Origin of the sequence: Pilosibacter sp. YYHA0881, from assembly GCF_051602715.1 — a bacterium.
Classification (GTDB): domain Bacteria; phylum Bacillota; class Clostridia; order Lachnospirales; family Lachnospiraceae; genus Alitiscatomonas; species Alitiscatomonas aceti.
In genome coordinates this window covers 427,077-452,499 of sequence record NZ_CP175657.1, presented here as the reverse complement: position 1 = coordinate 452,499, position 25,423 = coordinate 427,077, and the positions used below count along the sequence as shown (strand labels likewise).

26 protein-coding genes are annotated in these 25,423 nt (G+C 58.1%); 1 reads left to right on the top strand and 25 read right to left on the bottom strand.

The features are described from left to right. Positions 1 to 36: 36 nt before the first annotated feature. Entirely contained in the window at positions 37 to 2,136 is a 2,100-nt protein-coding gene (locus ACI6NM_RS02135) for a glycogen debranching protein (RefSeq protein WP_262427389.1), read from the top strand. A gap of 16 nt (positions 2,137 to 2,152) precedes the next feature. Here the strand turns inward: ACI6NM_RS02135 and ACI6NM_RS02130 are convergent, their stop codons facing one another. The 25 genes from ACI6NM_RS02130 to cobI form a co-directional block, all read right to left on the bottom strand. Beyond that, complete coding sequence (locus ACI6NM_RS02130; RefSeq protein WP_022274233.1) at positions 2,153 to 2,986, bottom strand: hypothetical protein; 834 nt, start codon at positions 2,984 to 2,986, stop codon at positions 2,153 to 2,155. 1 nt (position 2,987) lies between these two features. Continuing rightward, positions 2,988 to 3,734: an ABC transporter ATP-binding protein gene (locus ACI6NM_RS02125; protein ID WP_158357076.1), complete on the bottom strand. Its 747-nt coding sequence runs from the start codon at positions 3,732 to 3,734 to the stop codon at positions 2,988 to 2,990. Beyond that, the gene (locus ACI6NM_RS02120; protein ID WP_022274235.1) at positions 3,734 to 4,105 is read right to left on the bottom strand and encodes a GntR family transcriptional regulator; all 372 of its coding nucleotides are present in this window, start codon (positions 4,103 to 4,105) and stop codon (positions 3,734 to 3,736) included. Before ACI6NM_RS02120 ends, ACI6NM_RS02125 begins: the two co-directional genes overlap by 1 nt. Before the next feature lie 157 nt (positions 4,106 to 4,262). Further along, positions 4,263 to 4,886 (bottom strand): DUF47 domain-containing protein, encoded by a 624-nt coding sequence (locus tag ACI6NM_RS02115; protein ID WP_262427390.1) that lies wholly within the window; start codon positions 4,884 to 4,886, stop codon positions 4,263 to 4,265. Between the two features lie 12 nt (positions 4,887 to 4,898). Then, the gene (locus ACI6NM_RS02110; RefSeq protein WP_262427391.1) at positions 4,899 to 5,951 is read right to left on the bottom strand and encodes an inorganic phosphate transporter; all 1,053 of its coding nucleotides are present in this window, start codon (positions 5,949 to 5,951) and stop codon (positions 4,899 to 4,901) included. A 5-nt stretch (positions 5,952 to 5,956) separates the two neighbouring features. Then, the gene (locus tag ACI6NM_RS02105) at positions 5,957 to 7,339 is read right to left on the bottom strand and encodes a CNNM domain-containing protein (protein ID WP_438501018.1); all 1,383 of its coding nucleotides are present in this window, start codon (positions 7,337 to 7,339) and stop codon (positions 5,957 to 5,959) included. Between the two features lie 339 nt (positions 7,340 to 7,678). After that, positions 7,679 to 8,110, bottom strand: coding sequence for an Hsp20/alpha crystallin family protein (locus tag ACI6NM_RS02100; protein WP_262427392.1), 432 nt, complete (start codon positions 8,108 to 8,110; stop codon positions 7,679 to 7,681). Positions 8,111 to 8,268: 158 nt separating this feature from the next. After that, on the bottom strand, positions 8,269 to 8,940 hold the full coding sequence (locus ACI6NM_RS02095) for a precorrin-8X methylmutase (protein WP_262427393.1): 672 nt from the start codon (positions 8,938 to 8,940) through the stop codon (positions 8,269 to 8,271). A gap of 22 nt (positions 8,941 to 8,962) precedes the next feature. After that, on the bottom strand, positions 8,963 to 10,504 hold the full coding sequence (locus ACI6NM_RS02090) for a cobyric acid synthase (RefSeq protein WP_262427394.1): 1,542 nt from the start codon (positions 10,502 to 10,504) through the stop codon (positions 8,963 to 8,965). A gap of 20 nt (positions 10,505 to 10,524) precedes the next feature. Beyond that, entirely contained in the window at positions 10,525 to 11,493 is a 969-nt protein-coding gene (cbiB, locus tag ACI6NM_RS02085; protein WP_262427395.1) for an adenosylcobinamide-phosphate synthase CbiB, read from the bottom strand. 17 nt (positions 11,494 to 11,510) lie between these two features. After that, entirely contained in the window at positions 11,511 to 11,804 is a 294-nt protein-coding gene (locus ACI6NM_RS02080) for a hypothetical protein (protein ID WP_022272769.1), read from the bottom strand. A gap of 43 nt (positions 11,805 to 11,847) precedes the next feature. Beyond that, positions 11,848 to 12,480, bottom strand: a complete 633-nt coding sequence (locus tag ACI6NM_RS02075; protein WP_262427396.1) for a histidine phosphatase family protein — start codon at positions 12,478 to 12,480, stop codon at positions 11,848 to 11,850. Positions 12,481 to 12,494: 14 nt separating this feature from the next. After that, positions 12,495 to 13,250: an adenosylcobinamide-GDP ribazoletransferase gene (locus ACI6NM_RS02070; RefSeq protein WP_262427397.1), complete on the bottom strand. Its 756-nt coding sequence runs from the start codon at positions 13,248 to 13,250 to the stop codon at positions 12,495 to 12,497. Further along, positions 13,247 to 14,407 carry a nicotinate-nucleotide--dimethylbenzimidazole phosphoribosyltransferase gene (cobT, locus tag ACI6NM_RS02065; RefSeq protein ID WP_262427398.1) on the bottom strand — a complete coding sequence of 387 codons (1,161 nt, stop codon included), beginning with the start codon at positions 14,405 to 14,407 and terminating at the stop codon, positions 13,247 to 13,249. The genes ACI6NM_RS02070 and cobT overlap by 4 nt, the downstream gene beginning before the upstream one ends. Positions 14,408 to 14,420: 13 nt before the next feature. Beyond that, positions 14,421 to 15,821 carry a cobyrinic acid a,c-diamide synthase CobB gene (locus tag ACI6NM_RS02060; RefSeq protein WP_262427399.1) on the bottom strand — a complete coding sequence of 467 codons (1,401 nt, stop codon included), beginning with the start codon at positions 15,819 to 15,821 and terminating at the stop codon, positions 14,421 to 14,423. After that, the gene (cobK, locus tag ACI6NM_RS02055) at positions 15,821 to 17,848 is read right to left on the bottom strand and encodes a precorrin-6A reductase (protein WP_262427400.1); all 2,028 of its coding nucleotides are present in this window, start codon (positions 17,846 to 17,848) and stop codon (positions 15,821 to 15,823) included. Before cobK ends, ACI6NM_RS02060 begins: the two co-directional genes overlap by 1 nt. Next, on the bottom strand, positions 17,845 to 18,573 hold the full coding sequence (cobJ, locus tag ACI6NM_RS02050; RefSeq protein WP_262427401.1) for a precorrin-3B C(17)-methyltransferase: 729 nt from the start codon (positions 18,571 to 18,573) through the stop codon (positions 17,845 to 17,847). Before cobJ ends, cobK begins: the two co-directional genes overlap by 4 nt. After that, a complete protein-coding gene (gene cobM / locus ACI6NM_RS02045; RefSeq protein WP_262427402.1) occupies positions 18,570 to 19,340 on the bottom strand; it encodes a precorrin-4 C(11)-methyltransferase in 771 nt (256 codons plus the stop codon). Before cobM ends, cobJ begins: the two co-directional genes overlap by 4 nt. Before the next feature lie 14 nt (positions 19,341 to 19,354). Beyond that, a complete protein-coding gene (locus ACI6NM_RS02040; protein WP_022273651.1) occupies positions 19,355 to 19,762 on the bottom strand; it encodes a C-GCAxxG-C-C family protein in 408 nt (135 codons plus the stop codon). 24 nt (positions 19,763 to 19,786) lie between these two features. Next, positions 19,787 to 20,602: an MBL fold metallo-hydrolase gene (locus ACI6NM_RS02035; protein WP_262427403.1), complete on the bottom strand. Its 816-nt coding sequence runs from the start codon at positions 20,600 to 20,602 to the stop codon at positions 19,787 to 19,789. Between the two features lie 22 nt (positions 20,603 to 20,624). Continuing rightward, on the bottom strand, positions 20,625 to 21,086 hold the full coding sequence (locus tag ACI6NM_RS02030; protein WP_262427404.1) for a GAF domain-containing protein: 462 nt from the start codon (positions 21,084 to 21,086) through the stop codon (positions 20,625 to 20,627). Positions 21,087 to 21,099: 13 nt separating this feature from the next. Next, complete coding sequence (gene cbiD, locus ACI6NM_RS02025) at positions 21,100 to 22,332, bottom strand: cobalt-precorrin-5B (C(1))-methyltransferase CbiD (protein WP_262427405.1); 1,233 nt, start codon at positions 22,330 to 22,332, stop codon at positions 21,100 to 21,102. Beyond that, the gene (gene cobA, locus ACI6NM_RS02020; protein WP_438501017.1) at positions 22,313 to 23,839 is read right to left on the bottom strand and encodes a uroporphyrinogen-III C-methyltransferase; all 1,527 of its coding nucleotides are present in this window, start codon (positions 23,837 to 23,839) and stop codon (positions 22,313 to 22,315) included. The genes cbiD and cobA overlap by 20 nt, the downstream gene beginning before the upstream one ends. Next, positions 23,832 to 24,722, bottom strand: a complete 891-nt coding sequence (hemC, locus tag ACI6NM_RS02015; protein WP_262427407.1) for a hydroxymethylbilane synthase — start codon at positions 24,720 to 24,722, stop codon at positions 23,832 to 23,834. The genes cobA and hemC overlap by 8 nt, the downstream gene beginning before the upstream one ends. Next, positions 24,719 to 25,417, bottom strand: a complete 699-nt coding sequence (gene cobI / locus ACI6NM_RS02010) for a precorrin-2 C(20)-methyltransferase (protein WP_158357059.1) — start codon at positions 25,415 to 25,417, stop codon at positions 24,719 to 24,721. Before cobI ends, hemC begins: the two co-directional genes overlap by 4 nt. Positions 25,418 to 25,423 lie beyond the last annotated feature (6 nt).

Sequence of the window (25,423 nt, the reverse complement as noted above, 5' to 3'; positions counted from 1 at the left end):
ACATGTCAACATTCCCATCGGAAAAGCGAGGTTGTTATGAATCCAATCTTTTTAAACAGTCCCTCCGGCCAGATCCATATGAAGCCCATGGACGAGATCTCCGGCTTCCAGGTCCGGCCCGGATTCTATGAGCTCAACGGGGCCATGGCGATCCCCGGCGGGGTCAATTTCACCGTCCACTCCACCGGAGCCGTTTCCTGTGAGCTTCTCCTGTTCCACCGGGCAGAAAACACGCCCTATGCGGCCATCCCCTTTCCGGAGCACTACCGCATCGGCGACGTATATTCCATGATTGTATTCGGCCTGGATATCAAGGATTTTGAATATGCATACCGGCTGGACGGCCCCTATGACAAGGAAAAGGGCCTTCTTTTCGATAAAAAGAACATCCTTCTGGACATTTACGCAAAGGCAGTCACCGGCCAGAGCGTCTGGGGGGTGCCGAAGAAAAAAGACGTGTTTTATAAGGCCCGGGTGGTCCAGGACAACTTCGACTGGGGCGCGGAGCCCTTTCCTCAGATCCCCATGGAGGATCTGGTGATCTATGAGATGCATGTGCGCGGGTTCACAAAGCATGTTAGCTCCGGCGTTTCCTGCCCCGGCACCTTTTCCGGGATCATGGAAAAGATCCCATATCTGAAGGAGCTGGGGATCACCGCTGTGGAGCTGATGCCGATCTTTGAGTTTGACGAGATGAAGGACAGCCGCATGGTGGACGGAAAACAGGTGGTGGATTACTGGGGCTATAACCCGGTCAGCTTCTTTGCTCCCAACACCAGCTACGCTGGGAAACCGGAATACAACCGGGAGGGCAATGAGCTGAAAACGCTGATCCGGGCCCTCCACGACAACGGCATCGAATGCTTCCTGGACGTGGTCTTTAACCATACGGCCGAGGGAAATGAATACGGTCCCTGCTTTTCCTTCAAGGGCTTTGACAACAACGTATACTATATGCTGACGCCGGACGGATATTATTATAATTTCAGCGGCTGCGGGAATACCATGAACTGCAACCATCCGGTGGTACAGCAGCTGATCGTAAGCGCCCTCCGGTACTGGGCCTCCGCCTACCATGTGGACGGCTTCCGCTTTGATCTGGCCAGTATCCTGGGAAGGAACCAGGACGGCTCTCCCATGAGCAGCCCGCCGCTTTTACAGCAGCTCGCCTTTGATCCGGTGCTAAAAAATGTCAAGCTCATTGCCGAAGCCTGGGACGCCGGGGGACTTTACCAGGTGGGAAGCTTCCCCTCCTGGAACCGGTGGGCCGAATGGAACGGCCGGTACCGGGACGATATGCGGGATTATTTAAAAGGCGGTCTGGAGCTTTCCCCGGCGGCTGCCAGCCGCATCACAGGCTCTGCCGACCTTTACGATCCGGCCTCCAGAGGCAGCCACGCTTCAGTGAATTTTTTAAACTGCCATGACGGCTTCACCCTCTGGGACATGTATTCTTACAGCCAGAAGCACAACGAGGCCAACGGCTGGTGCAATCTGGACGGCAGCGACGACAACCGGAGCTGGAACTGCGGAGCCGAGGGCGATACCAGCGACGAGGCTGTTCTGGGGCTGAGAAAAAAACTGGCCAGGAACGCGGTGACCGTGCTCCTTATGAGCCGCGGCACTCCCATGTTCCTGGCCGGTGATGAATTTTTAAATACCCAGTATGGAAATAATAACGCCTATTGCCAGGACAACGAGATCTCCTGGCTGGACTGGAGCTTTCTGGAAAAGAACCGGGACCACTTTTCCTATACAAAGCATATGATCGCGTTCCGAAAGGCCCACGACGTGATCCGGAAGCCCTCCGGCGTCTGCTCCCTGGGCCTTCCGAATATAAAGGTGATCCCTCCCGACGGCTCCACCCATGTGCTGGCGGTGCTGTATTCCGGCAGGAACCGGACGGATACGGCAGACGATCTGGTCTGTCTGGCAGTGAACGTATACTGGGAGCCCCAGGCTTTTCTCCTTCCCATGGTATCTAAATCTCTGAAATGGAAGGTGGAGGCCGATACAGCAGGAACGTATCTCAAAGGCCATATGCCGTCCTCCCATGAGCCGCCCTGTCTCATCTCTTCTCCACAGATCACCCTGGAGTCCCGGTCCGTTCTGGTATTCACGGCAGCCCCGGCTTAAGCCAGGACCCGTCCGCCTACTCCAGGTTCAGATGATGCTTCAGAAGATACTCCGTTCCCAGGGCCTCAGTCAGGATCTGGAATACCTGCCAGAGCAGGAATGCACAGCCGGTCACATGGATCGCCGCCGTCATATCCATCCTCTCCAGCACCGGCTCCCACAGCGGATACGTCTGGAGCAGCGCCGTCATTATAATAGAAAAGACAGAGCTGATGCCCACATAGGCCAGCACAGAGAAGGCCACTCTGTGGTTTCCCGCCAGCTGGCCCAGGGCCATGGCCAGGTAAAAATGGTACACCGTGGCAAACCAGGCTGCGATCATGGCCAGGAGACCCTCCAGAAAGAACAGGATCACATGGACCGTCATCCCGGCATCCTCTTTAAAGCCGGCCCCGATGAGCTTAAAGCATTCCGCCAGGAATCCAGGCACTGCCTTAAGGAAGGTCAGCTCACCCGCCAGGATCCCGATGGAAAAAATCCCTACTATCAGGGAGATATGGATCATCAGCACTGCGGCCAGAGCCTTGGCCAGGACGATCTTCCAGGACTCCACCGGCAGGGTGAACATCAGATATCCCTCCTCCTTTAAAAGCCCCTTATAAAACCGCTGGATCACCGGAAGCACGGTCATCACTCCCAGGGCCGCCAGCACGGCGGCGTACAAGGCGCCGGTAAACCAGGGGATCAGCTCCAGGAACGGAGAATCCAGGAGCTCTGTCCGTCCGGCTTCCGGAACGATCACATGAAACATCAGCGCATTGAGGACCGTGACCGCCAGCACCGCCCCGTACACAGGGAACAGGCTGCGCATCATGGCCGTCCATTCATATTTAAAAAGCTTCCGGAACATCTTATCTCTCTCCTTCCCTTCCATGGGTATCCCAGTCCATTGCTCCCATGGGCACTGCAAAGATCTCTCTGAACAGGGCGTCCACGGATTTTTTCTCCTGCTCCCGGATACGGTCCACCGGATCCTGGCGCACCACCTGTCCCTCTTTTAAAAAGATCACCTCGTCCAGGACCTTCTCGATATCGGCGATCAGATGGGTGGACAGGATCACCGACGCATCCTCAGAATAATTGGTAAGAATGGTCCTCAGGATAAAATCCCTGGCCGCCGGATCCACGCCGCCGATAGGCTCGTCTAAAAGATACAGCTTCGCCTTCCGGCTCATGACCAGGGCCAGCTGGACCTTTTCCTTTGTTCCCTTGGACAGGCTCTTCATCCGCTCTGAGCCGGAGATCTCCAGACGCTCCAGCATATCCTCCGCCGTCTCCAGGCGGAAATCCGTGTAAAAATCCCGGAACATGCGGACCATATCGGAGACCCGCATCCAGTCAGCAAAGTACATCCGGTCCGGCAGATAAGATACGATGGATTTTGTATACACTCCCGGCTCCTGCCCGTCGATCCGTATAGAGCCCCCGTCGGGCCTCAAAAGCCCGTTGGCCAGCTTAATAAGAGTGGTCTTTCCGGAGCCGTTGGGGCCCAGAAGACCGACGATCTTCCCGCTTTCCACCGAAAGATCCACCTGTTTTAAGGCCTCGCGTTTTCCAAAACGCTTTGTGAGGCCGCTGCATTCCAGCAAAACGCCCATTACGCCTCTCCCTCCTTTAACGCATCCTCCAGCACGGCCCGGATCTCATCTCCGGTGTATCCCAGATCCCGCATTTTTTCCAGGAACCATGCCACCTGCTCCTTTACAAGTCCTGTCCGCAGGGCTTTGATCGTCTCCATATCGTTTGTCACACACCTTCCCGCTGTTCTGTTGGCCACAGCCAGCCCCCGGCTCTCCAGGTCTGCCATGGCCCTCTGCATGGTATTGGGGTTCACCCCCGCCTCTGCCGCCAGCTCCCGCACCGAGGGGAGCCGCTCTCCCGGCCCGTACACCCCGGCAGCGATCTGCGACGCCACCAGGTCCGACAGCTGGGACCATATGGGCCTGTCGTCTGTCAGCTTCCATTCCATTTCCTCACTCCTTATCTTCTTTTCTGGCTGCTGTCTTTTTGTATTATTGTATTGTTGTATTATTCACTTAATACAGTTATACAAGAAAAGATCCTGCATGTCAAGAGGTTTTTCATTCCTCCCGGATACAGGATCCTGTCTGTTCTTTCTGGAACCTTTATGAATTTTTCATGACCACGCTCTCCACCACGTCGGCGGCATGCTCGCAGGCATCGGCGCATTTTTCCAGATAGCTGTAAATCTCCCTCCATGCGATGACGGCCAGCACATCCTTTTCCTCTGAATGAAGGCTGTGCATGCTGGCGATATACAGCCGGTCTGCCTCCTCCTCCAGGGAATTGATCTGGATGATCCGGTCCTTTAACTCTTTAGAACGGCGGAAGTTGGCGAACTCCCGCATGAGGCCGCAGACCTCCTCGCAGCACTGGATCACCAGCTCCAGCATCTTTAAGGCCTCCGGCCGGATGGCCTTTACATTGTTGATATAAATGCGGATGAACACCTCCTCGATCTTATCGGTGAGATCGTCGATCTGCTCGCTTAAGGCCGCGATGTCCTCCCGCTCGATGGGAGTGATAAAGGCTTTGGTGAGCCGGTCGCTGAGCTCATGCTTTTTCATATCGGCCTCATGCTCGATCTTATGAAGCTCGTCCAGCCGCAGCCTGGTGTCCTCCGGCCTAAAATCGGACAGGATCTCCTTTAAAAGATGGGCGGCCTGACAGGAATATCCGGCGCATTCAATAAAGTTCTGAAAATAAAAATCGTCCTGTTTTTTCGACATATGCTTTCTCCTTTAAAAGATGTACATGAATATTTTTGCCATAATAAAGCTGATGAGGCCGCAGCCTGGGAAGGTGAAGATCCAGGTGAGCACCATATCCTTTACGACGCCAAAGTTGATGGCCGAGATCCGCTTCACCGCTCCCACGCCCATGATGGCACTGGTCTTTGTGTGGGTGGTGGACACCGGGATCCCGAACAGGCTGGAATAAAGAAGGCAGAGGGCGCCGGATACGTCGGCGGCAAAGCCCTGGTACCGCTCCAGCTTTACCATGTCCATGCCCACGGATTTAATGATCTTTTCTCCGCCCACGCTGGTTCCCAGGGCCATGACCACGCTGCATAGGAGCATGAGCCACACCGGGATCTCCATGCCGCTTACGGAATTCTGGCCATGGGCAAAGGCGGCCCCTAAAAACAGGACGCCGATGAATTTCTGGCCGTCCTGGGCCCCGTGCATGAAGCTCATGGCCGCGGCTCCGGCGATCTGGGCAAAGCCGAAGAACCGGTTGGTCCTGCGCCGGTCCATGTCCCGGCAGATGAAGGAGATGATCTTACATACCACCCAGCCGGTGCCGAAGCCCAGCACCAGGCTCAGCACAAGGCCGTAAAGAACCTTGACCCACTCGGCCCCGTTGATGCCGCCGGTGCCGTGCTGGATGGCGATGGCCGCTCCCGAAAGACCGGCGATGAGGCTGTGGCTCTCGCTGGTGGGGATCCCGAAAATGGACGCCCCCACGCTGTATATAACGATGGAGAGCAGGGCCGCGCAGAGGGCGACCAGCGCATTCTGGGTGCTGTCTCCGAAGTCCACCATATTGCTGATGGTGGAGGCCACGGAGCTGTTGATCTGGGTCATGATGAACACGCCCAGGAAATTAAAGAAGGCGCTCATGATGATGGCGTTTCTGGCGCTTAGGCACCGGGTGGTCACGCAGGTTGCGATGGCGTTGGGCGCATCGGTCCACCCGTTTACGAAGATCACCCCCAGGGTGAACAGGGTCGTTACAAGAAGCGCCGGGTTTTCCAGAAGTTCTCCCAGAAAACCAGTAAATGACAGATCCATACCGTTTATTCCTTTCCTGTTTTATCCTGGGAAACGGCAGGGCCGTCCCCCGGCGTCCCGGGCTCCGCAGGGAGCTTTTCCGCCACGGCCCAGTCCACCATATGGTTTTTTACATTTTTTATCTGTATTTTCAATCCGGGGACCTGGACCTCAAAATGCTCACCGTCGGCCGGGATCCGATCGATCAGCCCCCAGACATACCCGTTGAAGGTATCGTAATCCTCCCGGGGAAGGACGAGCTTAAGGGCGTCCTCCACCTCGTCCAGGGGAGCCGAGCCCTGGATCCGCCAGCAGTTTTCTGAGATCTGCCGGATCTCCTCCGGCCGTTCCTCTTCGTCCTCTGTTTCCAGGTCGCCCACCAGCTCCTCCACCAGGTCGTGAAGGGTCACGATGCCGGTGACGCTGCCGTATTCGTCCAGAAGCACGGCGAAATACTTCCGCTCCTTTTTCATGGCAGAGAGCAGGGAATGGGCCCGCATGGTCTCCGGCACCAGGAACGGCCGGTCCACGGCGTGCTCCATTAAGGACTCTCTGGAGCGGTCCTTCAGGCGGAAATAATCCCTGGTGTCCAGGATCCCGATGACGTTGTCCCGGTTCTCCCGGCATACAGGGAAGTATGTAAACCGGGATTCCAGGATGGTCTGGTCCCAGACCGCATCCTCGTCCTCCATATGGAGGAACACCACGTCCTTTCTGTGGGTCCCGGCCTGTTCGGCCGGCGTATCGTCAAACTCGAACACGTTCTGGATCATCTGGCTTTCCTCCGGGCGGATGGTCCCCTGCTCCCGGCCCTCGGCTAACATCATGCGGATCTCCTCCTCGGTCACCACCTCATCCTCTTCCTCCGGATCGACGCCCAGGAGCCTTAAGATCTGGTTGGTGGAAAAGGTTAAGAGCCACACCACCGGCTTGCAGAGTTTCCAGACGCCGAACAGCATGCCGGACATGCCCAGGGCCATGGAATCCGGCTTTTTCATGGCGATCCGCTTGGGCACCAGTTCACCGAACACAAGGCTGAAATAGGTCAGCGCCAGGGTGATGAGTACCACGGATACCGAATGAAGGACGTTTTCCGGCACCGGAACGCCAAGGCTCATGAGAAGGCCCACCAGGGGCCCGGCAAAGTTTTCTGCCGCAAAGGCGCCGCCCATGAGACCCGCCAGGGTGATGGCCACCTGGATCGTGGCCAGGAACCGGGCCGGCTGCTCCGTCAGGGCCGTGAGCTTCTTTGCCCGCTTATCTCCGTCGTGGGTCATGCGCTTTAATTTCGCGTCGTTCATGGAGATCACAGCGATCTCCGCACTGGCAAACACTGCGTTTCCAAAAATTAAAAGAATCTGTAATAGGATTGCTCCGATCATGGTTTTATGTAATTTTTCTCCTTTCATGGGGACGTAAATTTTTCCCGCTGTCACATCCGCCGCCGCGGAATGGGAACATGGCCTGCTTAAACGCAAAAAGGTACAGCCTGCAAGCATGTTCATCTCCCAGACTATACCTCTTTATTCCATAAAACGCATGGAGCCTATTCTGTTTTTCCTGTGTCCGTCTCCGTTTGAACCGCCGTCCATGCAGCCGATCACTCCTTTTTTATAAAATCTAAAATGTCTGTAAAATCTGTGTAAAAAAGACACAGATCTCTTTCAAAAATATCATAACCCGGGAAAGAAGTCAATGGAACGCCGCCAGTCTTAACGGCTTCTTTGCCTCTTTCCCGTTTGTTTTCATCAGCCCTCGATGCTGATGAATTTCCGTTCCTCTTCCTCCGGCTTCTTTGCTTCCTTTTTGGGAACCAGAAGCTTTAAGACGCCGTTCTCAAACCTGGCCCGGATATCCTCTCTTGTGATCTCCTCGCCCACATAAAACTTTCTGCTGCATGAGCCGGCAAACCGTTCCCTGCGGATATATCTCCCTGCCGTCTCTTCTGTATTTTTATTGGATACGGCGGTGATGGTCAGGGTGCCGTCCTTTAATTCTGCCTGGATATCCTCCTTTTTGCATCCCGGCAGGTTGATATCCAGCTCAAAGCCGCCCTCGTACTCCCGGATATCCGTTTTCATCAGATCGCAGGACGCTTCCTTTTCGTACTGCTTCTGGGGCCGTTCAAGGGTGAAAAAGTCATCAAATAAGTTTTCTCCAAAAATGCTGGGCATTAACATAGATCATCGCTCCTTATCTTAAATGGTATTTATATCTGGATCCCTGGTTCCCTTTGGAACTGGTTCTGTTATACCACTTTTATTAGCACTCGTCAATATTGAGTGCTAATAATTTTTGTGAAAACTTTATGAACTTTTTCTGTCCCGGCTCTTTTGTCTCAGACCTTCCGGTCGTATAGAAGGGCGTTGCAGATGGCGGCGGCCACGTTGCTGCCGCCCTTTCTTCCTCTTGCCACGATACAGGGCACTCCTGCGGAAAGGATCAGCTCCTTGGCCTCCACCACGTTTACAAAGCCCACCGGCACCCCCACCACCAGACGGGGACGGATCTCTCCGGTGCGGATCTTTTCATACAGCCGCATCAGGGCCGTGGGGGCGTTGCCTACGGCGTAGATGCAGTCCGGATACAGCCTGGCGGCCTTGTCCACACTGACCGCCGACCGGGTGATCCCGGACTCCCTGGCGGCCTCCTTCACGTCCTCGTCCCCGATGAAACAGCGGACCTGGATGCCGTGGGCAGCGGCAGCCGTTTTGTTGATCCCGGAGGCGGCCATGGTGGTGTCGGTGATGATGGGGATGCCGGAGGCCAGGGCCTCCCGGCCCTTTGATACGGCGTCCTCTGAAAAATACAGGCTTTCCTTATAGGAAAAATCCGCCGTGGTGTGGATCACCCGGCAGAGCACCGGAAGCTGGTCTTGGGGGCAGGCTTTTAAAAACTCCTGTCCCAGCTCTTCTTTTATGATGGCAAAGCTGGCCGCCTCGATCTCCGACGGCCGGGTCGTAAGGAACCGGATCCCGGTCTCCCTGCAGAGCGTTTCTGTCCATTCCATAAGCTTTCTCCTTTTTTCTCACTCACAGCCTGCGGTCCAGGATCCCGTAAATCCGGTCCATATCCAGATTTTCCCTCAGGATCCCCGCCAGCTTTTTATACTGCTCTTCCTTATGGGCAGCCATGGAAAACCCTCCGGCTTCCGGGAGCTTGTCCATAGAAATGCCATATTTTCCAGCCAGCAGCTCCCACACGGCCCTCTGGATCTCCTGGGAATCAAAAAAGCCATGGACGTAGGTTCCTGCCGCACGGCTCTGAATGCAGCCGTCCTCCTTTATGGCAGCTCCGGCCGGGTCCGATTCTTTCCGGATGCCGGTACACGGCCTTCCTCCGGCCCTTTTTGTCTCTCCCATATGGATCTCATATCCCGTGAAGCCAGAGGCTTTGGTTCCTCCCCACTCCTCAAACACCCAGGCGTTCCCCGTCACCCGGGTCCTGGTCTTCTCCCTGGAAAACACCGTTTCCACCGGAAGGAGCCCGAGCCCCCGGAGCGTTCCGCCCTCCTCGATGCCGAAGGGATCCGAAAGCCGCATCCCCAGCATCTGGAAGCCGCCGCAGACGCCGAACACGAAGCAGCCTTCTCCGTATTTTCTTAAAATGGCCGCCTCCATCCCCGTTTCCCTAAGCCACTTCAGATCGCCCATGGTATTTTTCGTGCCTGGAAGGATCACCAGGTCTGCGGCTGAAAGCTCCTCCGGCCGGTCTGCATAATAAAGGGCCACGCCGGGAAGATGCTCCAGGGCATTGAAGTCCGTAAAATTGGAGATCCTGGGAAGCCGCACCACGGCGATCCTGGCAAAAGCCTTTCTTCCATTCCGGTCCATGGCCGTATCCTTTGCCCAGAGCCGGTCTGCCAGGCTGTCCTCGTCATCCAGATCCACGTCCATATATGGGACCACGCCCGCCACCGGGATGGGACACCGCTCATACAGCATGGAAAGGCCGGGCTTTAAGATCTCCTTATCTCCCCGGAATTTATTAATGATAAAGGCACGGATCCTGGCCCGCTCCCGGTCGGACAGCAGGGCCGCCGTGCCGTAAAGCTGGGCGAATACACCGCCCCGGTCAATGTCTCCCGCCAGCAGCACCGGAGCGTCGATGAGCTCCGCCAGGCCCATGTTGACAATGTCGTTTTCCCGGAGGTTGATCTCCGCCGGGCTTCCGGCTCCCTCCACCACGATCACGTCAAACCGCTCTGCCAGGCTGTCGTATGCCCTTTTGATCTCCGGGATCAGGCTTTTTTTCATCTTAAAATATTCTGCCGCCGAATAATTTCCCAGTACCTCCCCGTTGACGATCACCTGGGAGCCCATATGGGAGGTGGGCTTTAAAAGCACCGGGTTCATGGCCGCCTCGGGACGGATCCCGGCCGCCTCTGCCTGCATCACCTGGGCCCTCCCCATTTCCAGGCCTTCTTCTGTAATATACGAATTGAGGGCCATGTTCTGGGACTTAAAGGGGGCCACCGATAATCCGTCCTCCTTAAATATCCTGCAAAGTCCCGCCGCCAGGAAGCTTTTTCCCGCGCTGGACATGGTTCCCTGTATCATGATCACCCGGCTCATACGTTCCTCCTCGTCTGTTTTTATGATCGGATCCCCGCCAGGACCAGGACCGCCGCCAGGGCTGCCGCCCAGGCAGCTCCGTACATGAGACGGCAGGCCCTGGGGATATCCTCCGCCTCCACCGGCCTTTTATCATCCCCGATGGTCTTTTTCTTATAAATGGTCCCAAAATACCAGGCGTCTCCTGCCAGCTGTACATGGAGGACGCCGGCGCACACGGCCTCTGTCTGGGCGGAGTTGGGGCTGGCGTGGTTAAAGCGGTCCCGGAAAAAGATCCGCATTCCTTCCCACCAGTCCATGCCCAGGACCGCCGCCGCCAGGACCATCAGCCCGGCAGAAAGCCTGGCGGGAAGGAAGTTGGCCAGATCGTCAAGCTTTGCCGCCGCCCGGCCAAAATACAGGTACGCTTCGTTTTTGTACCCCACCATGGAATCCATGGTGTTCACAGCCTTGTAGACCCACCCAAGGACGGGGCCGCCCAGGGCCAGATAAAAAAGCGGGGCGATGACCCCGTCCGAGGTATTTTCCGCCACGGTCTCCACCGCAGCCTTCGTGACGCCTGCCTCTGAAAGACGCTCCGTATCCCGGCCCACGATCATGGACACTGCCCTTCTGGCTCCGGGAAGATCCCCTTTCTTCAGCTCCTGATAGACCTTCATGCTTTCTGTCTGAAGGGATCTGGCTGCCAGGAGCTGGTAGCAGAGGGCCGCCGATACAGCCAGGTACAGCCAGGCCGAAACCTCCCGGCACAGGGCCAGGAGAGCCCACACGGCTCCTCCGGTGATCCCGCATACCGCCGCAACCAGAAAAAGGCCTCCCAGAAGAAGCCCTTTTTCCGTTTTTTTACATATTTTCCTTAAAACCGCTTCCAGCCGTCCAATGAGCCAGCCGATGAGACGCACCGGATGGTAAAGGAACTGTGGATCTCCCAGGACCCAGTCCAGCAGAAACCCCAGGGCTGCCGCCCAGGCCCAGATCATTCTGTCCATAAATTCACGTTTTTCCTTTATTTCAGATATTTTTCGTTATTTTTATATGTGATATAAATGGTATACAGAGTCAGCCCTAAAAAGATCACCAGGCATAAGGTGGGAAGGAAGATCTTTTCGTAATACATGGCGAACACGGCCAGATCCAGTCCCCAGAGGATCTTCGTAAAGCCCTCCACCTTGCACCAGGCGGCCCTTCCCTCATCCTCAATAAGGATCTTGGACCGGATGGGAACGTAGATCCCTCCTGTTACCAGAGCGCCGTAGATCAGAAGACCCAGACTGATGATCAGTAAAAATGGAGCTATCATGTTTGCTACCTGCCTTTCTCTTATTTCGTATCCTTAAAGTATACTATATAATTGAAATTTCCGCAACATCTGTCAGACAGAAATGGCCGTTCTCCTCCCCGGTCCGGCAGAGATACCCAGAAAGGCAGCCGGTCTGCCAGGAATAATACTCCCGCTCCGGCCGGCCAAAGGCCTCCAGCACGGCCATGATGGAGCCGCCGTGGATCACGAACACCGCCGTACCGTCTGTTTTCTCCGTAAGGGTACGCACCTCCTGCCGGAAGGCATCTGCACACCGGCGTTTGAACTGCGCCACGGCCTCGCCTCCCGGGAACCCGTCTGTTCCGCCGGAGTCGATGAACCGCTGGTAATCCGCATCCCCGGAAAGCTCTCTGTAATTTTTGTACTCGAACCGGCCAAAGTCACATTCCGAAAGGCCGGGCACCAGACGGACGTGAACGCCCGAAAAGTCCTTTTCCGGAAAAACCAGGGCTGCCGTCTCCAGGCACCGCCTCATGGGGCTTGCGTACACCGCCGCCACCGGACCCAGAAGCCCGTAAAGAAGCTGCTTCCGCTTCTCCGAGGTCTGCCGGAGCGCCTGTATGGCCGCCTCCGTAAGCCCCTCGTCGGTCCTTCCCACATACCGCTTTTCCAGATTGCCCGCCGTCTCCCCGTGGCGGAGAAGAAGGATCCTCATAAAACGCCTCCTGTCTATGAAATCGCCAGATGGCAGACCGCCGCCGCCAGTACCATAAAAAGCTCACAAAGCTGTAAAAAATACCCGGCCAGGTCCCCGGTGACGCCGCCGAACTCCCGGAACACCATCCGCCTGTAATATAAAAATGCCAGGACGGCCCCAAGGGCCGCCGCCGCCCCGCAAAGGCCGCCCAGAAGGATCATGGCCCCGGCGGAAACCGCCATATAAAATACCATGGAGGCCGCCACCAGCCGTCTTCTGGAATCCTTCATGAAATCCGCCAGCATCCCGTGCTCCCTGGCTCCGGGAAATACCGCTGCCGCCAGCCCGCTTAAAGCCCGGGACAGGACGAATCCAACAGACACGGCTGCCGCCCCCCGGACCGGAAGCTCCGAACAGCCGCCGCAGTATAAAAGCAGGTACAGCCCGCCTCCGGTGACTGCAAAGGCCCCCGCATGGGTATCCTTTAAGATCTGAAGCTTTTTCTCCCGGTCTCCCCAGGAGGCCCTGGCGTCACAGGTATCTAAAAAGCCGTCCATATGGATGCCTCCCGTTGCCAGGAGCGGCACGGCCGTCAGAAACGCCCCTTTAAAAACAGGCCCTGCCCCTGACCGTTCCATAAAAAGATATACCAGGAAAAATGCAGCCCCTGCCAGGACCCCAATCAGGGGAAAAAAGCACATGGCCTTTTTCCGGTCCTCCTCCTCCCAGACAAAATCCGGCACCGGGAGCCTGGAGTACATGGAAAAGGCCATCAGAAGGGCCTTCATGGCCGGCCTCCCTTTTTGGCCCCATAGTCCACATAGGATTCCACATGGATCTCCGAAAACGTGCTCATGTTTTCATAGACCATGGCGCCCATTTTTAAAAGAGGCAGAAGGGCCACAGCCCCGCTCCCCTCTCCCAGGTGCATCCCGCAGTCCAGAGGGGCCTTTAATCCCAGCTGGTCCATCACCAGACGTCCCCCAGGCTCTGAAGATACATGAGAGGCCAGGAGGAAGTCCTTCACGTCCCGGCACATGAGCACCGCCAAAAGCGCCGCCGCCGATGAGATGAAGCCGTCGATCACCGCAGGAAGCCTGTACGCGGCGGCTCCCAGGAACAGTCCGGCCATGGCGGCGATATCAAAGCCTCCCAGCTCCACAAGAAGAAGGAACGCATCCCGGGGCTCTGCGGAAACATCCCAGGAAAAATCCTTATACCTGGGATACTGCCGGAAAAACCGCTCGCAGGCCGCCTCCACGGCCTTCTGTTTTCTTAAAAGCCCCTGATCCGAGAGACCGGCCCCCCGTCCGGTGACCAGCCGGGGAGGGGCTCCCGTAAGGACCGAGGCCAGGGCGCTGGCCGGGGTGGTGTTCCCGATGCCCATTTCTCCGGAGGCCAGGATCCCATAGCCCATCTGCTTCAGATCCCGGGCCAGGAACGCCCCCGCCAGGAGCGCCTTTTCGCACTGGTCCCCGGTCATGGCCGCCTCTCTCACCAGGTTCCGGCTTCCGGCTCCGGCCCTCCGGTTTAAGAGCACAAAGGGGGCCGGGGCCTCTTTGCCGGAGCCGTCCCAGAGCCATCCTTCTCCTGTCATGCCCACGTCCACCGGAAACACGTCCGTTCCCGACACCCGGCACATACAGGTCACCGTGGTCTGGCCTTTTGTGAAATTTTCTGCCACGATCCGGGTGACCTCCTGGCCCGTCTGGGTCACGCCCTCTTCCACCACTCCATGGTCGGCGCACATGACTGCCAGGGCGCTTTTTTCCAGAGGGATCCGTTCTGCGCTTCCCAGGATCCCGGCGATCTTTATAATGTCCTCCTCCAGGATCCCCAGGCTTCCGATGGGCTTTGCCACTGAATTCCACCGGAGCCTGGCCGCCTCCATGGCTTTCTGGTCCGCCGGGCGGATCTCTGAAAGGAGTTCAAAAATTTTTTTCATATCTGCCACCGCCTTATGTTCTATGTGATCGTCCGCACTCCCCGTCCCGCCGCCGGGCCGCCAGCTCCAGAAACCGCACCGGCTCATGGCCGTAAAAATAAAGATGGGGAAATCCGGCGTAAAGGCTTTCCGTTCCATAGCCGCAGGACCATTCCCGGGTCCCCACTGGCTTTTTAAAGGAAAAGCAGTCTCCGTTTTCCGGACTGTCCCAGTGATGGAATTCGTGGGCCGGAACGCTGGTCCCGACAGGCCCCAGGACACTGTCTCCCATGGCCGTCATGATCCCGTAGCCGAATCTGGAAAGCCTTCCGCTGTCCCGGCTTCCCTCTGGAAGCACACCGCACATGGGCCAGGAGATGCCGTCCGCATCCGCAAGCTCCTGCTTCAGATACAGGTATCCGCCGCATTCGGCGATGCAGGGTATCCCCTGGGCCAGGAGTTCCCGGACGCTGGCCCGCATGGAAGCGTTTTCTGAAAGCTCCTTTCCGTAAAGCTCCGGATAGCCGCCTCCCAGGTAAAGGCCGTCGGCCTCCCCGGGCACCTTTTCGTCATGGATGGGGGAAAAGAACCTGAGCTCTGCGTTCATGGCCTCCAGGGTCTCCAGATTATCCTGGTAATAGAAGCAGAAAGCCTCGTCCATGGCCACGGCGATCACCGGCTTTTCCCCATTTTTCTTCTGTATCTGGGGAAGGCTGCGCCTCCGGGCCGGAAGCGGTTCCGCCTCCTTTGCAATGGACAGGATGGCTTCCAGGTCGATCCCTGGCCGGAGCGTTTCAGCCAGCCTGTGGATCTCCTCCCGGAACCCTGGGATCTCCTCCGGCCGCAGAAGGCCCAGGTGACGGCTTTTCAGCTGGAACTCCTCTCCCAACGGCGGCACAAAGCCCACGGCCCGGATCCCCAGCTCTTCCTCTGCCGCCCGTTTAAGGGCCGGATACAGCATGGGGGACAGCCGGTTGAACAGGACGCCCTTTATATGGCTGTCCGGCCGGAAACTTAAAAAGCCCCGGACAGCGGCCAGGGTAGAAAAGCTTCTGCCCTGGGCGTCGGCCACCAGGATCACTGGCGTATGGGTGCGCTCCGCTACCTCATAGGAGCTGGCCCGGTCCGTACTGCCGCCCAGGCCGTCGTAATAGCCCATGACGCCTTCGATCACCCCCAGGCGGTCCGGCCCGCCATGGAGGCCAAGAAGCTGGATCAGCTCCTCCCGGCTGGAAAAAAAGCTGTCCAGGTTATAGGAGGGCACGCCGGCCACCCTCCGGTGGAACATGGGATCGATATAATCCGGGCCGCACTTAAAGGCAGATACCCGGTGCTGTTCCTTTAAAAGCTCCAGGAGGGCACAGGTGATGAGAGTCTTTCCCTGGCCGCTTTTCTCCGCCGCTACCATAAATCTTGGAAACTGCACCTTTTCCATCACTGGTCCTCCCTTCCGGAAAACGCCACGATCCAGACCGGGTTGGCCCCCAGCATCAGATGACTGTTTCCTGCTTTTTTCGACCGGGCGGCTGTTACCATGACGATCTCCGGATCTGTCACCGGAAGGACCCCGGGAAGGTCCATGACCGCAGCCAGGGATTCCGGGGTAATAAGGTTCGCCACAAACCGGGCGGTACCATTTTTCCTCAAGACCGTATCCACGATCCGGCCCATGCTGCCTCCGCTGCCGCCGATGAACACATGGGTGGGGGCAGGAAGCCCCTCAAGAGCCTCCGGGGCAGTCCCGGCCACGATCTCCATGTTGGACAGGGAAAACTGCTGCCGGTTTTTTTCCAGCAGCTCCAGGGCCTCTGGATCCCGCTCAATGGAAAAGACCCGGATCCCGGAGGACAGTCTGGCGCATTCCACCGAAACTGAGCCCGTTCCGGCTCCCACGTCGTAAACCACGGCATTTTCTGTAAGAGCCAGTTTTGAAAGGGACACGGACCGCACTTCCAGCTTTGTCATGGGTGTTTTTCCACGGAGGAAGGCCTCGTCGGGAAGGCCATGGGTCAGAGGCCGGGGGAGAGTCCTCCCTGCCGCCGGATTTTCTGCCAGCACCACCGTAAGCCCGGAAACCTCCCGTTCCCTCATGGTCTCCGGCGTCCCTTCAGAGATCCTCTCATTCGCCAGGGAGAGGTTTTCTCCCACCGTAAGCCGTACCTGGGAAAGGCCCGCGTGGAGAAGTCTTTCGCAGATCTCCTTTAAAGCATTGCTTCCTCCGCAGAGGATGAACACCCGTTTATGACCCCCCACGGCTCCCTCCAGGTCAGCGTCCCGGCCATGAAGGCTTAAAAAGCAGACATCCTCCCAGCCCGCTCCGATCCTGGAAAAGAAGTATCCGGCGGAGGAGATCCCCGGGATCACCTCCACCTCAAAGCCGCCGTCCCTATTTAATACCTCCAGAAGCCCTCTGGCCCCGCTGAAAAAGCCCGTGTCTCCCGACAGGGCCACGGCCGCCGTCTCATACTCCGGATGGTCCTTTAAAAAGCCCAGGATCCTCTCCGGCTGGTATTCCCTTAAGACTGGCTTCTGGAAGCCCCTGAGACCGTCGGCCATCCGTCCGGCTCCCGCCAGCACCTGGCTTTCCTCAAAGGCCCGTCTGGCCGCCTCTGTGAAAAGCCCTGGATCTCCCGGTCCCATGCCCACCAGAAATACCTTTCTCCTGTCCATGGACAGGCCAAAAAGCTCCAGCGCCTCCCGGAGGGAGATCCCATCCTCCTTTGGCCTTCCAATTACAATGAGTCCGGCTCCGGCCTGTCCGGCAGCCAATGCCTTTTCCTCAAAGCCTCCGGCGGTCCCAGACTCCTTGGTGACCATCCAGGCCGCTCCCACGGCATGGAGCATGGCCACGTTCATCTCCACCGAAAAGGGGCCCTGCATGGCCATCAGATGATTCCCGTAAAAGCCCAGATCTCCGCAGTCAGACACCACCTGGGGCAGGGACAGCACCCGGGCGTAGATCCGTTCCTCCCAGTCCGGAAGCGCTTTATATTTAGAAAGCTCCTTGCTGCCAGTGGTCACCAGCACATGGCCCTGGGTACCCTTTAAAAACTCCACGGCCTCCTCCACAGAATCCACGAAAACAGGGCTGGATCCCGTTCCGGCACCTCCGGCCCTCCGGGACTTTGTATAGTCACGCAGGATCCGGAAACAGGGGATCCTGCAGGCGGCGCAGGCATCCTTTATGTTTTCCGACACGATCCGGGCAAAGGGATGGGTGGCGTCCAGCACAAGATCACAGGAAAGCCTGGACAGCTCCTCCCGGATCTCCTCCTGGTCCATCCGTCCTTCATGGACAAGGATGTTCTCTGCCTGCGGCAGACCCTCTCCCCCGTATTCCGTAGCCACAAATACATGGACCTTTACCGGGCCTCCGGCCAGACGCTCTGCCAGGAGCCTCCCCTCCGTGGTCCCGGCAAACAGGGCGGCGGTCCCGATATCTTTTACAGACAGACAGCTCATAGGCGGTATCCTCTGGGAGTCACCATGGCCCCGGAAAGCTCCATGGTCTGGCTGTTTCCCACAAAGACGGTGGTAAACATATCCGCCTCATAGCCAGAGAGCTCCCCCAGGGTCATCACCTGGCTTTCTTCGCCCTCTCTTCCGATATTTTTCACCGCCCCGCAGACTGTGTCCGGGCTTTTTTCTTCCATTAAGATCTCACAGGCCCGCCGCAGGTAGCCGGCCCGTTTTTTGCTGGAGGGATTATAAATGCAGACACAGAGGTCTCCCATGGCCGCGGCCCGCAGCCGCTTTTCAATGGTCTCCCAGGGAGTCAGAAGGTCGCTGAGGCTGATGACCGCAAAATCATGCATCAGCGGAGCCCCCAGGACCGCCGCTCCGGAGGAGGCTGCCGTGACCCCGGGAACGATCTCCACGGAAACCCCCGGGTATTCCCGCCCGATCTCCAGGATCAGCCCCGCCATGCCGTATACTCCGGCGTCGCCGCTGCAGATCATGGCCGTGGTCCTGCCCTTTGACGCCTCAGAAAACGCCAGGCGGCACCGCTCGGTCTCCCGGCGCATGGGCGTGGTCAGGAACTCCTTTTCTGGATAATACTGCTCTGCTAACTCCACATAGACCGTGTAGCCCACGATCACGTCGCATTCCCTTAGGACCCGGTCCGCCCGGATGGTCATGGAGTCGTGGTCTCCCGGCCCCATGCCCACAACGTACAGCTTTTTCATGCGTCTGTCCCCTTTCTGAATCCTGTGGTAAAGTCCGGCGCATAGAGCCTGGAGTCCGCATAGCCGTTTTCCTCCCTGGTCCCCAGCACGTTGCCGATGAGGATCATGGCGGTCTTTCGGATCCCTTCCCGTTCCGCCGTTTCCTTAAGGGTCGATACCGTACAGCGGACGGCTTTTTCCTCCGGCCATGTGGCCTTATAGACAATGGCCGCCGGAGTGTCCGGCCTGTACCCGGCCTCCTTAAGCTCCTCCTCCATCTCCTCCAGGAGCCCGGCGCTTAAAAACACCGCCATGGTGGAGTGATGGGCCGCCAGAGACCGGAAGCTCTCTCTTTCCGGCACAGCCGTCCGCCCGGCCATCCGGGTGATGATCACCGTCTGGGACACCTCCGGAAGGGTCAGCTCCGCTCCCAGGCTGGCGGCAGCTCCGTTAAAGGAGCTGACTCCGGGGCAGACGTCATAGGCGATCCCCATTTCCTCCAGCCGGTCCATCTGTTCCCGTATGGCCCCGTAAAGCGACGGATCCCCTGTGTGGAGCCGCACAATGGTCTTTTTCTCTGCCTCTGCCCGCTCCATGACACCAAGGACCTCCGGAAGGGTCATCCGGGCGCTGTCATGGATCTCACAGCCCTCCTTTGTCCCCTTAAGGAGCTCCGGGTTCACCAGGGAGCCTGCGTAGATCACCACGTCCGCCTCCGAGAGCAGCCTGGCCCCCCGGACTGTGATCAGATCCGCCGCGCCGCAGCCGGCGCCCACAAAATGTACCATAGTCTCCTTCTCCTTTATGAAAACAGCACCTGCTCTGCCAGGGCCGCCGCCTCTTTGATGCAGTCGTCGCAGCTTTTGATCACCTTGCCGGTCTCGATCCCCTTTAATTCCTTGCAGATTGCCGTTCCGTTGGCCTTTTCAAAGCCGCCCAGGATGGCCCTGGAAAGCTTATAGGACTCTGCCTTGCTGTCGGGCTTTTCCAGATTTCCCGTGCTCCGCTTCATCCCGGCCAGGATGCAGGCTCCCGCCACCGCCCCGCAGGTGCCGTCCATACAGCCCATTCCCAGGCCCAGGGCCTCGGTCATCTTAAACATGGTCTCCTCGTCCACGCCCACCAGGTCGCAGTAGGTGCAGGCCACCGCCTGGGCGCAGTTGTATCCTTTTTTATGTCTTTCAATGGTCTTTTCCACCCGAGTATCCATTTCTTTCTCTCCTCTGATTTATTTTTACACTTCGATCTCAAACCCTGTATAGATCTGCTCTGCCATGTCTCCCAGCTCTTCCTTCAGGATCTCCATGGCCCTTTCCCCGGTGCAGTGGCCCGTACAGATCCGCCGGATCCCGGTCTTTCTGATCCGGTCTGCCAGCTCCCGCACCTCCTGGTCCTCAGACCGGAACAAATGGAAGCCGCCGATGAGGCCGTAGATCTGCTTTCCAGGGAACGCAGCCTCCGCTTCCCGGATGATCACATCTGCGCCGCCGTGGGAGCAGCTGTTGAAGATCACCAGTCCCTCCTTCGTGTCAAGCACCAGGCTCTGCTCGTGGGAAAAGTCGTCGGGCCTCCACCGGCCATTCTTCCTCACATACATCCCGGCCTTTTTTCCCACACCGGAAAGTCCCGGCGTCCGGTGGGCAAGGAGCGTCACTCCTGGGATCACCTCCATGTCTCCGTCGGCATAGACGATCCGGTCCTTATACGTTTCCAGATATCCCCGGCGGATCCCGATGTATTTCTTAAACAGGAAATTTTTCCTGCTGTAACAGTTTTCCTCTGCGCTCTTCTGTAAGTAAAATTTTGCCGTGGAATTCCTTTTAAAGAACTCTCCAAGGCCGTCTGAATGGTCATAGTGGGCATGGGACAGGACTCCGAACTCCACATCCTCCAGGCGGACCCCCATCTGGTCTGCATTTTCTGCAAAGGCCTCTGTGGTCCCTGTGTCCAGGAGGATCCTGTGGCCGTTGTATTCGATATAGATGGAAAGCCCCCACTCGGCCTTCCACTGGTTTTTTGTGATATTATCCACCAGAACTTTTGCTTTCATAGATACGTCCCCTTTCTGCGCTCTAGGCCCGGTTCCGCTTTAGGATCTCCTCCATGGCCCGGCAGAACAGCTCCAGCCCCCTCTGGTCCTCTTTTGTAAACCTTCCCAGCCTTGGGCTGTCCATATCCAGGACGCCGTAAAGCTCACCGTTTCTATGGAGCGGGATCACGATCTCGGAATTGGAGGCGCAGTCACATGCAATATGTCCGGGAAACTGGTGGACGTCCTCCACCCGCACCGTCTGGTCCTTTTCTGCCGCCGTTCCGCAGACGCCGCGGCCCGGCAGGATCCTGGTACAGGCCGGTTTTCCCTGGAACGGCCCCAGGATCAGGCTCCCGTCCCTCCACAGATAAAATCCGGCCCAGTTGAGCCCCTCCAGGCTGTGGTATAAAAGCGCAGAGGCGTTGGAGAGATTTGTGATCTCATACTCCACATCCTCTGCCAGGGCCAGGAGCTGGTCCCTTAAAAGCGTATAATCCGTCATAGTCCTCTCCTTTTTATATTCCATTATCCGGCCCGTCTTCTCCCACCGGCTCCTCTCCGGCAGCCAGCGCAAGGAGATCCCGGGCGTTTTCAGTGGCTCCCAGGAGCGTTCCTGCGGCGTCGAATACCAGGATGCCCGTTTCCAGGATCTCCGGGACCCGCCGCCTCATATACCAGTCCATGCGCTCCAGAAGCGCTCCCATGGTCTCCTTAAGGATACCGGCCGCCTTAAGCTCCTCCAGGGCCTGCTCCGTGGTATTGGCCTCCTGGATCCTTTTTAAGGTTCCAGTCCCGGCTCCGGCCCGCAGGGCGCAGGCCACAAGCGTCTCCATCCGGCCGTCCCCTTCCTTTGAATGGGTGTTCATGATGCCGCAGCCCAGCTTCACCAGCTTTCCCAGGTGACCCGCCAGGAGAAAACCGGAAAAGCCCAGCTCTCCAGCCATATCCAGGGTCCTGCCCACAAAATTGCTGCACACCACCGCCGGTATTTTTCCGATCCCCTCCCGCTCCAGATAGGACCAGAGGAACCTCTCCCCCATGTTTCCGGGCACAGCGGCTGCAAACCGTCTTCCCTCAGACCGCAGCACCTGCATATGGGCCCGGATGGTCTCTATGAGGGCTTCCTCGCTCATGGGCTCCACAATGCCGCTGGTGCCCAGGATCGAGATCCCCCCGGTGATCCCCAGGACTGGATTAAAGGTCTTTTCCGCCGTCTTCTCTCCTCCGGGAACAAAGATCAGGATCTCCACCGGCCGGTCCAGCCCGGCCTCCTCTAAGACCTCTGTAACGGCGGCCTCGATCATCCTCCGGGGAACGGAATTGATGGCCGCCGCTCCCACCGGCTGGTCCAGGCCCGCCTTTGTCACCCGGCCTACACCTTCTCCTCCGTCAATGATCACCCGGCGTTCCCGGGCAGAAGCAGTTCCGGTTCCATGGTCCGCCTCCCGGGCATTCCCTGCGTTTTCCGGCAGGAACCTGGCCTGGGCGAAGATCAGAAGGCCATCGGTCACATCCGGATCATCCCCGGCGTCCTTTTTTACTGCACAGGAGGCGGCGCCGTTCCCTGCTTTTTTCTCCATCAGCGGAACCCGCACCATCTGGCCCGCCGGGGTCATGAGCTCCGCCGTTTCCGGCCATATGCCAGAGACCAGGAAGGAGACGGCTCCCTGGGCTGCCAGGGCCGCGCAGGTGCCGGTGGTATACCCCCGCCTCAGCATTTTTTTATCCTTATAAACGAGAGCTTCCATGATCCCAGTCCTCAAGAATTGCTGATAAAAGGCCGTCGGCCGTATAGTCCCTGGCGATCTTCATGCGCCGGATCCCAAAGGCGCTTAAGGCCTCCGCCGTAGCCTTCCCGATGCACACCGGGCAGGGACCTGTTTCCAGGAGCCTTTTCTTTTCATCTCCAAGCTCCCCAAAAAAGCCGCGGACGCCGGAGCCGCTTTCAAAGGTAAGGTAATGGAGCCTGGAAAGCTCCAAAAGCGCTTCCCTGCCCACTGGCTCCGCCTCCACGTCGTAGACGGGAACATCCAGGACAGAGATCCCCCCCTGGCACAATGCATCCCTCAGGATAGGGGAGCCCATTCTGGCTCTGGGGATCAGCACAGACTCTCCGGGACGGATCCGGCTTAAGAGCCCCCGGGCCAGGGCCTCTGTGGTATATTCCTCCGGCATATAGTCCGGGAAAAGGCCCTGCTCCTCCAGGGCCTTTCCGGTGCCGCTGCCCACCACGGCAAATTTCACATGGCCCAGGGCCCTGAGATCCATCCGGCCCTCCCTCATGGCCTCAAAAAAGATCCGGACGCCGTTGGTGCTGGTAAAGATGATCCAGGAGACCTGATCCAGCCGGTCCAGGTGCCCGGACAATCCCTCTTTATTTAACGGTACGATCCTGGAGATTCCTGCCCGGACCACCGACGCTCCCTGGGATACGAGCTTTTCTGAAAGCTTGTTCCACATGCCGTCCGTCCCGGTGATCCCCACCAGGGCTCCGCTCAGGGGAAGCTCTTTTTTACAGGTCATGGAAAAAGCGGCCACCGGGCCCACCACGATGATCCCCGGCGGTTTCAGACCAGCCCTTCGTACAGCCTCTGGAAGAGACGAAAGCGCCGCCCGGACGCACCGGCTGTCCGGCAGGGTCCCGTTGGTGACCACCGCCGCCGGAGTCCGGGGATCCTTTCCGTATTTTATAAGATTTTCCACGATCTTTTCCAGGTTAGAGAGACCCATGAGAAAAATGAGGGTCCCCGGAAGGCAGGCGTACTGGTCAAAATCTCCGGTAAGACTGTCCCCGTCTCCGGCTCCCACCGCCGTATGGCCTGTGATCACATGGAAGCTCTGGCCTACCCCACGGTGGGTCACCGGGATCCCGGCGTGGGAAAGGGCCGCAATGGCCGACGTCACGCCGGGGACCACCTCATAGGGGATCCCATGGGCAGAGAGGCTCTGAATCTCCTCTCCGCCCCGGCCAAAGACAAAGGGATCTCCGCCCTTCAAACGGATCACCCGCTTTCCCTTTAACGCCCACTCCACCAGGATCCCGTTGATCTCCTCCTGGGTCCTGCTGTGACGGCCGGATTCTTTGCCCACATAAATCTTTTCGCAGCCCGCCGGTACCAGCTCCAAAAACTCCCGGGAGGCTAGCCGGTCGTAGACCAGGACCTCCGCTGTTTCCAGAAGCTCTTTTCCCCGGAGGGTCAGAAGTCCCGGATCGCCTGGTCCGGCTCCCACCAGAAATACCATTCCCTTATTCATGATCCAGTCCCTCCGTAACCGCCGCAGCCAGGGCCTCATATTCCTCAAGCGCTCCGGAGATCTCCCGGCGCAGGATCCCGCTCTCCGTCCCCTTCATGAGCTTTATGTGGAAGCTGCCATTTTCTGAATAGCTGTATACGCCCACGGCCCCGGTGCATCCGGCTCCCAGGCGCTTTAATACCAGCCGCTCTGCCGCCAGGGACCGGAAGGCAGCAGGATCGTTGATGGCCGCAAGCACATGGGAAAATTCCGTATGCTCCCGGCTTTCCACTGCGATGATCCCCTGGCCTCCGGCTGGGATGAATTCTTTCTCCGGCAGCCGTTCAAACGAAAACTCCGGGTCTGAAAGCAGGCCCATACGCTTCAATCCCGCCGCTGCCAGAAGGATAGCGTCATACTCTCCCTCCCGGAGCTTATTGAGCCTTGTCTGGATATTTCCCCGTAAAAGGGCGCAGCGGGCGTTCCTCATCTCCCCGATCTGCACCTGGCGGCGGGGGCTTCCAGTCCCCACCAGAAACGGCCCGTCCGGAAGCGGCCTTCCCTTTACAGTCACCAGCACGTCTCCGGCGTCCTCCCTGGGAAGCGCTGCCGCGATGACCAATCCCTTAGCCAGCTCCTCCGGCATGTCCTTGGCGCTGTGGACCGCTCCGTCGATGCGTCCCTCCAGAAGGGCCCTTTCAAATTCTGAGATAAACGCTCCCTTTCCGCCAAATTCCACCAGAGGCCGGTCCAGGATCCGGTCGCCTCTGGTCACAATGGGGACCAGCTCCGCCGTAAGCTCCGGAAAAGCCCGTTCAATGGCCTCCGCCGCTAATCTGGCCTGGGCCATGGCCAGAGGGCTTTTCCTGGTTCCCAGGCGGATCACCTTTTTTTCCTTATTCAACGGCCGGTCTCTCCTTTCTCCTTCACGATCACCAGGGAATAATACCCGGCGTCCTCCGGGATATCCTGGGCCCGGCCAATGAGCCGTTCCCCTTCCATCCCGCAGTTTTCTGCCATCAAAACCTCATACTCCCCGGAGACCAGGGCCTTTTTCACGGCTCCCATCTGTTTTCCGGATTTCATTAGCACCCGGGTGCCGGGGAGGGAAAGCCCCTCCTCCAGGGGAAAGGAGCCGGGGAGGATATGGATGGGCGTACTGCCATCCCCCAGGCTCACAGACAGCCTGGCTGCCGCCGCACAGAAGGAGGTGACCCCGCTTACGATCTCCGCCTCATAGCCCATGGCAGTGAGCCGCCTGTGCAGATACATGTATGTAGAGTAGACGGCCGGATCTCCCAGGGTAAGGAATACCAGATCCCGGCCCTGGTCCAGGTATCCTGCGGCCTTTTCTGCCAGGCGGTCATGGCTCTCCTTTAATCGTTCCGGATCCCTGGTCATGAGAAATGGAAACGGGACCACTTCTTTTTCCCGGATCTCCTCCACCGCCCCGGCGGCGATCTGGTAGGCCTTACATGTCTCCTTATGCTCCGCCGGGATCCCGATGACTCCGGCGTTTTTTATGAGCCTTGCAGCTTTTATGGTCAGAAGCTCCGGATCCCCCGGGCCCACTCCGACACCGTATATCTTTCCAGCCATAACGTC